2 protein-coding genes are annotated in these 15,760 nt (G+C 44.3%); both read left to right on the forward strand.

Features of this window, described 5'->3' with window-relative positions; genetic code table 11:
• The first annotated feature begins 40 nt into the window (after positions 1–40).
• Positions 41–8,749: a type I polyketide synthase gene (locus NYE36_RS07785; RefSeq protein ID WP_094032410.1), complete on the forward strand. Its 8,709-nt coding sequence runs from the start codon at positions 41–43 to the stop codon at positions 8,747–8,749.
• The gene (locus NYE36_RS07790; protein WP_094032411.1) at positions 8,742–15,746 is read left to right on the forward strand and encodes an SDR family NAD(P)-dependent oxidoreductase; all 7,005 of its coding nucleotides are present in this window, start codon (positions 8,742–8,744) and stop codon (positions 15,744–15,746) included. Before NYE36_RS07785 ends, NYE36_RS07790 begins: the two co-directional genes overlap by 8 nt.
• Positions 15,747–15,760: the final 14 nt, after the last annotated feature.

Consider the following 15,760-nt stretch of genomic DNA (forward strand, 5'->3'; position numbering starts at 1 on the left):
TTTTGCGGCAGTGCCATTTGTAAAGGGGATGAAGATTTTTATGAAAGAAGCCCGTCATATTAGAAAAAAAGTACTTTCTGACATAGAAAGCGGCATCATTTCTTTGGAAGAAGGAGTAAAGCGGATACAGCAGCTTGGTTCTCATTCCGCAGGGGGTAACGGACAGGCGATATATTATCAGACGGTCTGGCAGCGGACAGATCTCAGCATTCATGTAAAAGGCGGCCGGCGTGAGGGCAGCCTTTTATTATTTGATAAAAATGAAGATGTGAGTAAAGAACTTGCTGCATTGCATGATACAAGGGTTATCTTGGTTAAGCCGGGGAAAGAGTTTCGAAAAACCGGGGACGGTGTATTTGAAATCGACCCCCGCTCTGAAAGAGATTACATAAACCTGTTAGGATGGCTTATAGAAGAAGAGAAGTCAGATATACGGGAAGCGGTGCATTTATGGTCAGACATGCCGTTTGAAAAGACAGAGAGAGCGATTCGTGAACAATGCGACAGCGGAGTCTATTCTTTGTTTTTACTACAACAGGCGCTCTTCAAAAATAACTGCCGCAAACCGATCAAACTGTTATATGGATATTTTTCGCATCTTTCTGGAGAACAGCCTCTTTACGCGGCGGCAAGCGGATTTTTGCGGACATTGCAGCTGGAAAATCCGTTAATCTCAGCAAAAAGCATTGAGATGGAGCAGTCAATAGCAGCTGTTCACGCAGCTGATATCATACGCAATGAGCTGAGTGATTTCCAGCCTTCAGATGTAGAGATTCGTTATAAAGACATGCAGCGTTATGTCAAACAGCTCAAAACGTATGAACCCGAAAAAAATTCCCGAAGCGGAGATGTGCCGCTGAGAGAAAATGGAGTATATATTATCGCGGGCGGCGCGGGCGGATTAGGATTTACCTTTGCGGAATATTTGGCTTTTCAAACAAAATGCTGCCTTGTTTTAACGGGGAGATCTCCGCTTTCAGATCATATAAGAAAACAGCTGAGACGATTAGAGGATGCCGGTTCGTCAGCTGTTTATGTTCAGGCTGATATTACCAATAAGGAAGAAGCCGAATATGTAGTCAAAACAGCCAAAACTTCTTATGGAAAAGTAAACGGGGTCATTCAGGGCGCGGGAATCATCCGTGACTCTTTCCTTCTTAACAAGTCACGAGAGGAATTCGATCAGGTAATCAGACCGAAAGTATTGGGTACGATGTGGCTGAATGATGCTGTTGAGAAAGAAAATCCTGACTTTTTCATTTGCTTCTCCTCTACTTCCGCAGTGTTGGGAAATGTCGGGCAATCTGATTACGCGTTCGGAAACAGTTATATGGATCATTTCATGAATATGCGTTCTGCTCAGGATTCTGATACGATTTCTCTCTCTCTGAACTGGCCGCTGTGGAAAGAAGTCGGCATGCAAGTGGATGAGCGCACGGTAGAGACAATGAAAAAGGCGGGTTTTTATCCTTTAGAAAAAGAGGAAGGTAAAGAAGCGTTTGCAGTCGCATTGTCCTCCGGTTTTTCGCAATTTACTGTATTTTACGGAGATGAGCAAATTGACAATCATGTTCAGCAATTATATGAACGAAAAGACAATATTCAGGCAGATGAAGGAACAGGGAGAAATATCGAATCATTTGATTCAGAGAAACTGAAAGCTGAAACATCTGATTTCATCATAAAAGTGATTGCTGCAGAATTCAGGATGCCTGCGGACAAAATAGATGCAGAAGAGGCATTGGAAAAATACGGACTTGATTCCGTTATGATTATCAATATGACGAATGAGCTTGAAAAACATTTCGGCGCGCTCTCAAAAACGCTGTTATTCGAATATCAGACTGCGGCAGAATTGTCACAGTATTTCGTTGAGGAGCACAGGGATACTCTTCTTCATAAACTCCGGTTAGGAGAAAACGGGAGCAGCACCCCATCTCAGAAGAAAAAAGATCATGAACAGACAGCCGAAGTTAACGGGAAACAGAAAATCCAGATGAAAAATCAGTTGCAGCAGGAGAAGTATCATGACAATGATATCGCGATTATCGGTATCAGCGGACGTTACCCGATGGCAAATGATCTTGATACTCTGTGGGAAAACTTATTGAACGGTAAAGACTGTATAACTGAGATACCTGAGGATCGGTGGGATTCGGGGCTGCACTATCAGCCTGCGGCGGGCGACGAAGTAAAAAACCAAAGCAAATGGGGGGGATTTATTGACGATGTGTATCATTTTGATCCGTTGTTCTTTAATATTTCTCCTGCCGAAGCTGAATTAATTGATCCGCAGGAGAGACTGTTTTTAGAGACGGTTTGGCACACCATAGAAGATGCGGGGTACGCAAAGAAAACGCTTGAACGAAAAAACGTCGGTGTTTTTGCAGGGGTTATGTACGGCCACTATCAGCTGTACAGCGTTGGTCACGAAGCGGCCGTTTCTTCCTCATATGCATCAATCGCCAACCGGGTATCGTACTTCTTTAATTTCAGCGGACCAAGTATTGCTTTGGACACGATGTGTTCCTCATCATTAACGGCTGTTCATTTTGCCTGTGAAAGTTTAATCAGGAATGAATGTGAAATTGCAATTGCAGGAGGCGTCAATTTATCCATTCATCCTCATAAATATGAACTCCTGACTCAAGGCGGATTTTTATCCAGTGATGGCCGGTGCAGAAGCTTCGGTTCCGGAGGAGACGGCTATGTGCCGGGAGAAGGGACAGGTGCCGTGCTGCTGAAACCTGTAAAAAAGGCTATTGCGGACGGTGATCAGATTTATTCAGTTATTAAGGCAACAGCCATCAACCACGGTGCTAAGACGAATGGGTATACCGTGCCGAATCCCAAAGCTCAAAGTGAGGTCATTACGAGAGCCTTAAAAAAAGGATTTATTGATCCAAAAAGCATCAGCTATATAGAAGCTCACGGAACAGGCACCGCCTTAGGAGATCCGATTGAAATCACCGGTCTGACCAGAGCATTTTCAGATGCCGAACGCGATAAGAAAACATGCGCGATCGGATCGATTAAATCAAATATCGGACATCTTGAGGCTGCTGCAGGCATAGCGGGCATTACGAAAGTTATTCTTCAAATGAAACATAAAACGATTGTTCCGTCACTGACTCATTCTGCTGAATTGAATGAAAATATACCGTTTCAAAAAACACCTTTTTATGTACCGGACAGTGCCGAAAAATGGGAGTCATCCGTTCCCAGGCGTGCCGGAATCAGTTCTTTCGGGGCAGGAGGAGCTAATGCCCATGTTATTTTAGAAGAATTTGCGGATGAAGCTATCTCTCCTCTCGCGGCTGAAGAACCAGAACAGCTTTTATTTGTTTTTTCTGCAAAAAATGCCGACAGGCTGGCAGAATATGCAAAACGCGCAAAAGAACAAATAGCAGCCAGAGATTATTCATTAGAAACACTTAGAAATACAGCATTTACTTTACAAACCGGGAGAGAAGAAATGCCGCACAGATTGGCTGTTATCGCCTCCACAAGAGATGAATTGCTTAAAGGGCTGACAGACTATACTCTCGGAAATGCGAGGGATCATATTTTTACAAGCGGCAAAGACACAACAGAAGCTCAAAGGATGAACAAAGCTGAAATTGAAGAAGCAGCCGCAAACAGGGATCTTGTGAAGATTGCTGAATACTGGGTTGGCGGTAACGGAGTAGATTGGCTGTCACTTTATAAAGATGTCACTTTGAGACGGGTATCAGCACCCGGATATCCATTTGCCAAAGAGCTGTGCAGAATAGATGCGCAAAATATGGTTAGCCGCCGGATGAACGTTAATAACGATCTGCACCCTTACATTTCATGCAATATATCTGATTTTAAAGCACAGAAGTTTCTTATCAATGTAAGCGATACCGGTTTGTATATAAAAACAAAGTATCAAGACAAGGAAATGTTTCCGTTTCTCAGCCAGATTGAAATGGCGAGAGCTGCCGGAGCGATGGCTTCAGGGAATCCGATTATTAAATTAACAGAGCTCTCCTTTAGAGAACCGATGTTACAAAGCGGAAGCAATGAGCAGATCCGGATTGTATTAACCCCGGATAATCAGGGTGCATCGTATTCTATAGAAAAACAGAGCGACTCATCCATTTATTCCTTAGGGCGGCTCGAATTAGAAGGCGGGGCGTACGAAAACGGAAATGTTCATCTTGAGCCGATTCTGTCTCAGCGCGCAGACCGCATACCGTACGAAGCGTTTTATCAGCGGCTTGCCGAATTCGGATACAGCTGCAGTGACAGTCTGAAAGCGGTAGAGTACTGCGTCAGCAGGAACGGACAGGTGCTTTTAAAAATAAAAGCAAAGGCCGCGCCGAAAGGGTGCATAATCAAACCGGAAGTGATTGAGAGCGTATATCAAGCCGTCATATACCTTGCGGGGGAAAATGCCGGAGAGCTCCCGGAAAACATTAAGGAATGTACGATTTTTGATCATGAGACTGAACCCGTTTATGTATATGCAGAACAAACTGAAGAAAGCGATTCGGCTTATGATGTGTATGTATTAGACAATGCCGGCGGGATTTTGATGGAGCTGAGCGGGCTGGTTTTTGGCGAAAAGCCTAATAAAAATGTACGTTTTTATGAGCATAAGTGGGATCAAAAAAACCCTCTGATTGAAATCAAAGATAGGGAGCCAAAAACAATTCTGGTCTTTGCAAAAGATGAAGCATTAGCTGAAGCTCTGAAAAATCAATCAGACAGCCGTGTCATTCTCGTCACGCCGGATCAGCGGCAGACCGATCAAAATCTGCTGACATTCTGTGTAAAACCGGAAGTGACTTCAGATTACATTCGTTTATTCGAAGAATTGGAGAAAAAGGGGGTTGCTCCTGATGTCATCTTGCACACGGGAGAAACATTTTACGCGGGTGACCGCCTTCTCAGCGGCCTGGAATCAATTTTTTATTTATTAAAAGCCCTGAGCGCCCGCAGTGACGCCTCTCTTTATCTTCATTCTCTGCTTCTTGTTCACTCTTTTAAAGAAGGCGTGAATGATCCGTATACGGGCGCTCTTGCAGGCTGTTTAAAAACGGCAAATATGTTGGTGCCATCCGCAGAGAATGTGAAGTCAATCGGTTTTTCAGAACGTATATCAATTGAAAAAATGGCTGAATTTTGTCTTAACGAAATGGTTTCAGGCGCGGAACGGCAGGCTGAAGAAGTTAAATATATTAATGACAAGAGGTATGTTAAGACATTAAAAGACTATGTATTCAATCATACAGAGCACTCTCATCAGCTGAAACAGGAAGGGATTTACCTCATAACGGGCGGTTTGGGCGGTCTGGGCCTGATTTTCGCAAAATATTTGGCCTCTCAATATCAAGCAAAATTAGTATTGACGGGAAGGTCACCGTTAACAGCTGATAAACGCCATAACATTGACCGGCTGCAGGCGCTTGGAGGAGATGCGGTATATTATCAAGCTGATGCCGCAGATCAAAAGACGATGGGACGGGTCATAGAAGAAACGAAACGGACTTGGGGCTCCATTCAAGGCGTTATTCATTCAGCTGGTCATGCCGATGATCGGTTATTTACAGAGATGAATCTGGCTGATTTTTCAGATGGCATGACTGCTAAAATTGAAGGCACGGTATGTTTAGATGAATTAACGAAAGATGAGCCGCTTGATTTCTTTATCGTATTTTCTTCTATTTCTTCGGTCTTCGGAGATTTTGGACAGGTTAACTATGCGTTGGGCAATTATTTTCAAGATCAATATATAAATTGGAGATCCGAACAGAGCCGCCGGCAAGAGAGACAAGGCAAGAGCATTTCGATTAACTGGCCGTTGTGGCGTAAAGGCGGAATGCATTTAAACAAAGAAGCTGAAGAAGCATATCTTTCCGCATCCGGGTTTGATTATTTGGAAACGGAAGAAGGGATAGCGGCTTTTGAGACGATTTTGGCAAGTGACTGCCCGCAAATTTCGGTTGTTACCGGGGATGCCGAAACGACACCAGCAAGAAAAGATCTGCCGCATCAAAAAGTAAATACGCTTCCGGTTCGTCAAGAGGAAATTTCTTATACAGCACCGGCTTATACAGACAATGTCCTGGAAGAACTGAAGCAAATGGTATCGGAATTATTGAAAATTAACATTGAACAGCTGGATACGGCAGAGAATTTCGGCAATCTCGGCTTTGATTCTATCAGTTTGAAAACATTAGCTGTCCGACTGAATAAAAAATACAAACTAAAGCTGACACCTGCCGTTTTCTTTACTTACAGCCATATTAAGTCTCTTTCAGAATTTCTGAACAGTGAACTGCGTACTGTTGCAAAAGGGAATACAGATGCAGAAAAAAACATTTCTGAAAAAAGGAAAGTAGTGCACGCTGGGAAAACCACGGGGAAAACCGTGAAGCCGCCGCGAAGTTTTCCGTTTGAAAAAAAGACAACAAGACAGGCTGACCATCATCCGGAGAAGCAGCCAGTTGCCATTATCGGGATGAGTTGTGTTTTTCCGGGAGCAAAAAATGCAGATGAGTTTTGGCTCAATTTAATCAATGAAAAAGATTTGATCCAGGAAATTCCCCCGGATCGCTGGGATTGGAAAAAATACGCCGAAGGCAAAGGAAGCAACGAAGTATATTCGAAATGGGGCGGCTTTATCACAGATGCCGATAAATTCGATGAGGCGTTTTTCAATATTAATCCGCGGGAAGCAGAACTCATGGATCCTCAGCACAGAATTTATTTGCAGGAAACCTGGAAAGCGATAGAAGATGCGGGTTACAAAGCTTCAAAGCTGTCTGGCAAAAATATCGGGGTGTTTACGGGCATTCAATTTAATGATTACCGCCAGCTGCTGATGAGGCATTCGGACGGGGCGCACGCGTTTGCGGGAACCGGAAACAGCCAGGCGCTCATCAGCAATCGTGTATCCCACTATTTTAATTTCAGAGGTCCGAGTGAGTCCATTGATACAGCCTGCTCAAGCAGTCTTGTAGCAATCCACAGAGCTGTGCGCTCGATTCAAAATGGTGAAAGTGAGCTGGCGGTAGCAGGCGGGGTTTCGCTGCTTTTAGATCCAGTCACGCATATGTATACTGATAAACTCGGTATTTTGTCTAGGGACGGCCGGTGTAAGACGTTTGATAAACTTGCCGACGGTTATGTCCGCGGTGAAGGTGCAGCTGTTCTGTTATTGAAACCATTGCAAGCGGCAATGAATGACAGAGACAATATTTACGGAGTTCTGAGAGGAACCGGAGCAAATCACGGAGGAAGATCTGCTTCATTGACCGCTCCGAACCCGGAAGCTCAGGCAGAACTGTTAACGTCTGTTTACAAAAATGCCGATATTCCTGTTGATACGATATCTTACATTGAAGCACACGGAACCGGGACAGAACTGGGAGATCCGATTGAGATTGAAGGCTTGAAAAAAGCGTTTGGATCTTTTGAGCCGCATCCAGGAAAGAATCATGATCAATATTGCGGCATCGGTTCAGTAAAAACGAATATCGGTCATTTAGAGCCCGCCTCTGGAATGCCGGGGCTGATTAAAGTATTACTATCCATGAAGTATAAAACACTGCCTGCCACACTTCATGTCAAGGAACTGAACCCTTACATTCAATTAAGCGGAACACCGTTTCATATTGTCAATAAAACTATGAAGTGGGCCAGATTAATAGATCGAAAAGGAAATGAAATTCCGCGCCGTGCCGGAGTCAGTTCCTTTGGATTCGGCGGGGCAAATGCTCATGTCATCGTGGAAGAATTTGAATACGGACAAGATAAAGCAGTAACTGGCGAGCGGGAACAAATCATTGTTCTATCGGCCAAAACAAAGGAAAGACTGATGGTTAAAGCCAAAGAGTTAACAACGTTTTTACATGAAGAACTATCAGTTCAATTCAGTCAGCAAGAGGTGCAGGAACGTGATTTGCAAGAGGCGGTTCGGGAAGCGGCAGCGGGTATCCTGCGTTTAGATACCGCAGATATAGATGCAAAGACACCTCTTTCGGAATTCGGATTTGATCCGTTGGCTTATTCCGAATTAATCTCTTTTATAAACCAAATGTACGGCACAGAAATATCACTTGACATATTTCAGGAATTAAAGACACTGAGCGAGCTGTGCCGCTATATCAGCAGCATCCGGAATCGATCAGCTGATAAACCGTATAAGGGCAATTTTAGAGAGAAGTCCGGAATCAGTCTTGAAGAAATAGCATATACGCTGCAAACCGGAAGGGAACCATTTGAATGCCGCCTTGCGATCACTTGCTCGAATACAGGAGATCTTCTTGAAAAATTAAACGGTTACATCCAGGGGAGCAGGCTGCAAGGTGTTTATGAAGGAAATGTAACGGATTTTGATAGTCTGTACGCTCCTTTATTCGGCGGCCCCGAAGGTCATGCATATGTACAATCACTGATTCAGCAAAACAAGCCGGCCAAACTGGCTCAGTTGTGGACGATCGGTTGTGAAATCAGCTGGGAAGACTTGTATGAGGAGGAACTCAAACCGGTTAAACTGTCTCTTCCTCTCTATCCTTTCAGTAAGAACAGACATTGGATTCATTTAAATAAAGATGAAGCGCAGAAGGCTGAGGCTTTCTCGAACACTGAGCTTCACAACTCAAATAAAGATACAGCAGATGGAGAAATCATGTCGCTTCTTGAAAAAGCACAAACAGGTGAGATGAATACGAAAGAGACGTCAGAGCTGATAGAGGAGTTGCTTTTCCATGAATGAAAAAACGATGCAAATTGAGCAAATCGTGAAAAAGGTGAAAGAATGCAGCCTGACGCCTGAAGAAGGGCTGGAATTAATTAAGAGCTTGGGGACAACCCATCTATATGAAATGGTATGGGATAGACATGAATTTAAAGGCAGTAAAAAATTCCCGCATACGAAAGAGCCAATTTTATTTTTTTGCGAAGACGACAGCATGTATACCGTAATGAAGAGACAGCTTGAAGGTTATGAGGCGCCTTTCATTTACGTGACTTCCGGCGAGCGTTTCGAAGATTGCCGGAACGGTCGTTTTACAATGAACTTTGCAAAAGGTGAGGATTATGATGCGTTATGCGGGGTTCTGCGTTCTCAAAATATAAGACCCCGCCATATTATTCATTTTTTGGCTGCCGGGCTCTTCAAAAATACAGAAGATGCAATGAGAAAGCAGCTCAATAAAAGTCTGTATTCCTTGTTTCAAATGTTTCAGGCCTTCATGGCGAACAAACTTTGTCCGAAAGCAGAAATTTTGTATCTGTATGAAAATGCCGAGGGCGAGGTTCAGCCGATTTATAACGCGGTTGAAAGTTTTCTTAAGACCGTACAGGCCGAAAATCCGAATTTCACATGTAAGGCTGCAGAGCTGAAATCAATGTTTGACGAGCCGTTTACAAAGCAGCATATTGCAGATGTCATCTCTTTTGAATGGAACAATCAATGTAAGACGGACCACTTTACCTGTTATGAGCCGAGGCATTATTATAAAAGGCAGCTTCAAAGAGTAAAAAAAGAAGATGGGGAGAAACATAGTTTCAGTGTAAAAAAGAACGGTGTGTATTTAATTACGGGAGGAGCCGGCGGTCTCGGGTATCTGTTTGCTGAATATCTGGCGAAACAGGCAGAAGTCAAGCTGATATTAACCGGGCGTTCCCCGGCCTCCCGTGAAACGGCGCAAAAATTAAGTGCTCTTGAAAATCTCGGCGCTGAAGCCTTATATGTCCCGGCAGATATTTCAAAGGAAAAAGAGACGGACGCTTTGATTAAGCACATTAAGCAGACATTCGGAGAATTAAACGGAATTTTGCACAGTGCCGGACTTGTTAAGGATGCATTTATCATAAAAAAAACGAAAGAAAGCATAGAAGAAGTTATAGCGCCTAAAGTATTCGGAACCGTTTGGCTGGATAAAGCAGCTGAAGAAGAGCCTTTAGATTTCTTCGTTATGTTTTCATCCCTTTCGGCCGTTCTGCCTAATGCGGGTCAAAGCGACTACGCCTTCGCTAACGGATGTATGGACGGATTCACCCAGTATCGAAGCATTAAGGGACGTCCCGGGAAAACACTTTCTATTAATTGGCCGTTATGGGATGCGGGCAATATGACAGTCGGGCCGGGAGAGCTGCAGGCTTTAAGACATGCAGGGCTGGAACTTTTATCCGCCCAAGCAGGGCTTGCCGCTTTTCAGGACAGTATGAGCCGCTCTGCTTCTCAGCTGGCTGTTATCAGCGGAGACAAAGATAGAATAAGTGAATTACTCTCAACTGACCATAAAAAGATAGAGACTGTGCCTGAAAACAACAGTAACCTGCCGCAATTACATGAAAAAGATCTGAAAAAGCAAACGGTTCGTCTTTTGACAGAGATCGTCGGAGCGGAAACGGGAAGACCGGCGGACAGTATTTTACCCGAGGATACGTTTGACCGTTACGGAATTGATTCTCTAACGATTTTAGGTCTTAACTCCCGTCTGGAAAAGTATTTTGGAAGAGTGTCTAAGACTCTTTTCTTTGAATACAGCAGTGTTGAAGAGCTGTCAGAGTATTTTCTTGAACACTATCAGCATGAGTTGCAGAAGGCGTTTTTACCGGCAGCCGAACAGCGAATTGATCATTCGGCGCCGGCGAAACGGCAGAAGCTTTCCGTTTCCCGCATACCATCCGCACCTTCCGAGGAAGATATTGCAATTATCGGTATAGCCGGCCGCTACCCGATGGCGAAAGATGTGGAACAGTTTTGGGAAAATATTTCTTCCGGAAAAGATTGTATAACGGAAATACCGAAAGAGCGCTGGGATTTTCGGAAATATTATCACACAGGTGACAATGCCCGTCATGACAGCAAATGGGGAGGTTTTATAAAAGACGCTGATAAATTCGATCCGCTGTTCTTCTCAATTTCGCCTCGTGATGCCGAGTTAATTGATCCTCAGGAACGGTTATTTTTAGAGACAGCATGGCACACGTTTGAAGATGCGGGTTACACAAAGAAAAAGTTGAAACGGCATAAGACAGGTGTATTTGTCGGTGTCACCTACAGCCACTATCAGTTATTTGCAGCCGGTGCTTCAGATGATGAGGAACGTCAGGCGCTCTTGTCTTCTTATTCGTCTATCGCAAACCGGGTGTCATATTTCTTTGACCTGCACGGACCCAGCCTTGCAATTGATACAATGTGTTCTTCCTCACTTTCTGCTGTTCATTTTGCATGTGAAAGTATAAAAAGAGGAGAATCCACCCTCGCTATAGCCGGAGGAGTGAATTTATCCTTACACCCGGATAAATATACTTTGCTTTCACAAAACCATTTTGTTTCAAGTGATGGGCGCTGCAGAAGCTTTGGAGCGGGAGGAGACGGATATGTGCCGGGAGAAGGAGTCGGGGCCGTTCTTTTGAAATCGCTTTCTGCCGCGAAGGCTGACGGGGACAGGATTTACGGTGTGATTAAGGGAACATCTGTAAATCACGGCGGAAAAACAAACGGATACACTGTGCCAAATCCGGGCGAGCAGGCAAACGTCATCAGTGAAACTCTTGATAAGGCGGGGATTGATGCAGACAGCATAAGTTATATTGAAGCGCATGGCACCGGGACATCTTTGGGAGACCCGATTGAAATTTCAGGTTTAACCAAAGCTTTGCACAGCTCGAAAAGCGATTATCGTTGTGCAATTGGTTCGGTTAAGTCAAATATCGGACACCTAGAGGCTGCGGCGGGAATTGCTTCTATCACAAAAGTGCTGATGCAAATGAAGTATAAACAGCTTGCTCCTTCCCTTCATTCCGATAACTTAAATCCTAATATTGATTTTGAGGAAACACCGTTTTACGTGCAGTCTGAACTGACCGATTGGGAGACGCCGCAAAATCAAGCCAGAAGGTCAGGCATCAGTTCTTTCGGCGCTGGAGGATCTAATGCCCACATTATCATCGAAGAGTATAAGAATGAAGAAAAGATGGAAACGGTAAAGAGCAACAAGACGCAAATTATTCTGCTTTCTGCCAAAAATGAAGAACGGCTCAGACTCTTGATTGATGCATATATAAATGAACTGGGGCCAAAAACGTCACTAGCTGATGCCGCGTACACCTCGCAGACCGGGAGAAACGCTATGGAAGAGCGGCTCGCTGTTGAGGTTAGCAGCATTGACGATCTTCGCAATAAGCTGACGATGTATTTGCGGTCAGATCATAAGTTAAACGGTTTATATAGGGGAAAGGCCCGCCGAGACGCTGGTCAAAAGGATGCCCTGTCAGCCGCCCGCTTTAAAAGTGCAAGAGAAATGGCCATTCACTGGGTGAACGGAGGAGACGTTCAATGGGAAGAGATGTACACTGCGGAATTACCGAAGCTTGTCTCTCTTCCTGCATATCCTTTTGAACGGAACAGATATTGGGTGCCTGCCGCAAAAGCTGCACAGAAACAGAAAAAAACAGGCGTACCGCAGAGTCTGCCACACGCACCGACTCACTTACCATTTGATGTATATAAAAAATCGTGGAAAAAACAAAAGGCTGCGCCCTCCGCTTTTACGAAAGGACAGGTGATGATCCTGGCTAATAGTGAAAGTGAGCGGCTTGCATTCGAATTGTTTGATTCAGATCCTCTGATTGAATCCGCTGTCATTTGCGCAGATAACTGGGATCATTCGGATGGGGAAGCCAAAAAAACGGCTCTAGCGGTCATAGAAGAAAATCCGGAAATCATCGGCATGATTGACCTGTCAGATTTGCGGAGTGATCAAAACGGGGCACGCACCGGCACAATCGGGAAGCTGACACTGCTGCAGGAAATCATAAAGACACGTAAACAGCTTTTCGTTTTACATGTGACCAGAGGGCTGCAGACATTTCTGAATGACAAGCCGTCGTTAGCCGGAGCCGAAACAGCCGGACTATATAAAATGCTGAGTGCGGAGTATCAAAAGATAAAATCAAAAACAATAGATGTAGACGGTCATGTCGGGACTGCGGCGGAATTGAGACAGGTAATCACAGATGAAGCTTACGCTGACGGGCTGTATAGTGAAATCTGCTACCGGAACGGTGAACGTTATATTCCATACGTCGAGAAATTACATGCAGCGGAAATAAACCGGAAACTATCCGGTCTGCCAGTATGCCGTACGGATCAAACCCTGATTATTACAGGGGGAACAAGAGGGATCGGAGCAGAACTTGCCAGACATTATGCCGGCAAGGGAGTCAAAAAACTTGTGTTGATGGGAGTAACCGACCTTCCGGAATCTGATAAAATAGCCGGCATGTTAAAAGACACCGATGAAAAGTCATCTCTTTATTCGAAATTACAACTGCTGCATGAGTTGGATCAAAAGGGAGTTCAGGTGGAAGTGTATTCCGGGCCGCTCACGGAAAAAGAAACATTACAACGCTTCTTTTCAAAGGTGAGACTGAAGTTCGGCAAAATCGGCGGGGTGATTCATTGCGCTGGTGCAGCCAATCATTCGAATCCGGCTTTTATTCATAAATCTGATCAAGAAATAAGAGAAGTATTTGAGCCAAAGGTACAGGGGATGCAGGTACTTCATGACATTTTTATTGATGACAAACTTGATTTCTTCATTTTGTTTTCATCTGTTGCGAGCGCCTTTCCTTTATTAGGCGCCGGAACAAGTGACTATGCCGCAGCGAACGCTTTTATGGATTACTTTGCGGCGTATCAGCATGCAGCCGGCAGAACGTATTATCAATCAATTAACTGGCCGAGCTGGAAGGACATTGGGATGGGCGAGGTGACCAGTCCATCATATCAGGCACTTGGTTTACTTTCACACTCAACAGAAACAGGTATTGCCATGCTGGATGAAATGATGACGATAAACGGATACCCCTGCCTTATGCCGGCAAAGACACATCCGGAGAAATTCAATCTGGAGCAGCTGCTTCAGACAAGAATTCAAGCTGCTATAAATAACCCGGATGCTAAAGAAAAAGAGATCTCTGGTCAGGGAGACAATGAAGCTATGATCAGGAAGTTAATGGAGATTTTTTCCGCGGAGCTGAAAATACCTTATGAGAATTTAGATCAGGATACGTCTTTTACGGATTACGGTGTTGATTCAATCTTACTGGTTCAGCTTGTCAAAAAAGCGGAAGCTGCATTTCAAATAAAAATTGAACCATCAGCTTTTCTGGAGTATCCGAGTTTTTCACAACTGGGTGTCTATTTCAACGAATTATTTGCAAGTGAGGGGATCAGTCCTCAAATTGATTCAGAAAACATTGAGGTTCGGAAAAAAGAGCAACATATAAATCAAAATGCTTCCGAAGTACGGGACAGCGGATCTCAAATACAACAAACCAGTCTGAACCAAATCGCTATTATCGGAATGGGCTGTGAGTTTCCGGATGCTCCGGACACAGAAACGTTCTGGACAAATTTGAAGAAAGGACAAAATAGTGTCCGCGAAGTCCCGGCGTCGCGATGGGATATTTCTTCATACTACTCTGACACCTATGAAAAGGGAAAAAGTATCAGTAAGTGGGGCGGATTTCTTCAAGATATTGAGTCTTTCGATCCCGCGTTTTTTAATATGAACAAAAGTGAGGCATCAGAGCTTGATCCGTTAATCAAAAAATGCCTTGAGGTCAGTGTCCAGACATTGAGAGACGGCGGCTATACAAAAGAAGAAGTATCAAACAAAGAAGTCGGCGTCTTCATCGGTTCGCGGACCGGGACGTTTATGTCCAAAATAGGTTCCCCTTCAAAAAATACGATCGTGGGTATAGGACAAAATTTCATAGGCGCGCATATCTCACACTTTTTTAATCTGAAAGGACCGAATCTGGTTGTAGACACGGCTTGTTCTTCTTCATTGGTCAGCGTCCATCTCGCTTGTCAAAGCCTGATGTTAAAAGAGTCAGATATGGCGATTGCGGGCGGAGTTGACATTTTGCTGGATCAAAAGCCTTACGTCATGCTGAGTGAGGCTCGGGCGCTTTCACCTGAAGGAAAATGTCATACATTTGATGAGAAGGCAGATGGATTTGTACCGGGAGAGGGATGCGGCGCAGTCCTTTTGAAAAGACTTGATGACGCCCTTGCCGAAGGTGACAGAATTTACGCGGTAATTGACTCATCCGCGGTTAATAATGACGGACAGACAATGGGAATGACAACACCTAATCCGAAAGCGCAAAGCGCAGTGATAAAAAAAGCCCTGAAAAAAGGCGGAATTGATGCAGATACTCTCAGTTATGTCGAGACGCATGGCACCGGTACGATGATAGGAGATCCTATTGAATTAAAAGCGCTGACAGAAGTGTTCCGGGAGGTTACGGAAGAAAGGCAATTTTGCGGAGTAGGCAGCGTAAAAACGAATTTCGGACATTTAATGAGCGCAGCGGGGATAGCGAGTATTATAAAGGTTGCCTTATCCATAAAAAATCAGATGCTCCCGCCGACATTACATTGTAAAACGCCAAATCCGCGTTTTAAATTTGATCAGTCGCCATTCTTTCCGAACACGTCTTTAAAAGAATGGCGTCCCAGAAAAGGGGTTTTGAGAGCCGGAATCAGTTCTTTTGGATTCGGGGGCACGAACGCACATATGATATTGAGCGACAGCCATCTCACATTAGGATATGGAGAGACAAAAAGACACCCGCTTTCTCCGATTATATTCAATAAGGAACAATGCTGGATCGACAATGGAGAAACTCCAGAAAAGGAAGAGTCAGAATTGCTGATTCCTTTACTTGATTTCAAAGAATTATAAAGAAAAGGAATGAG

Origin of the sequence: Bacillus sp. FSL R5-0593 (genome assembly GCF_038603755.1) — a bacterium.
GTDB classification, from domain to species: domain Bacteria; phylum Bacillota; class Bacilli; order Bacillales; family Bacillaceae; genus Bacillus; species Bacillus velezensis.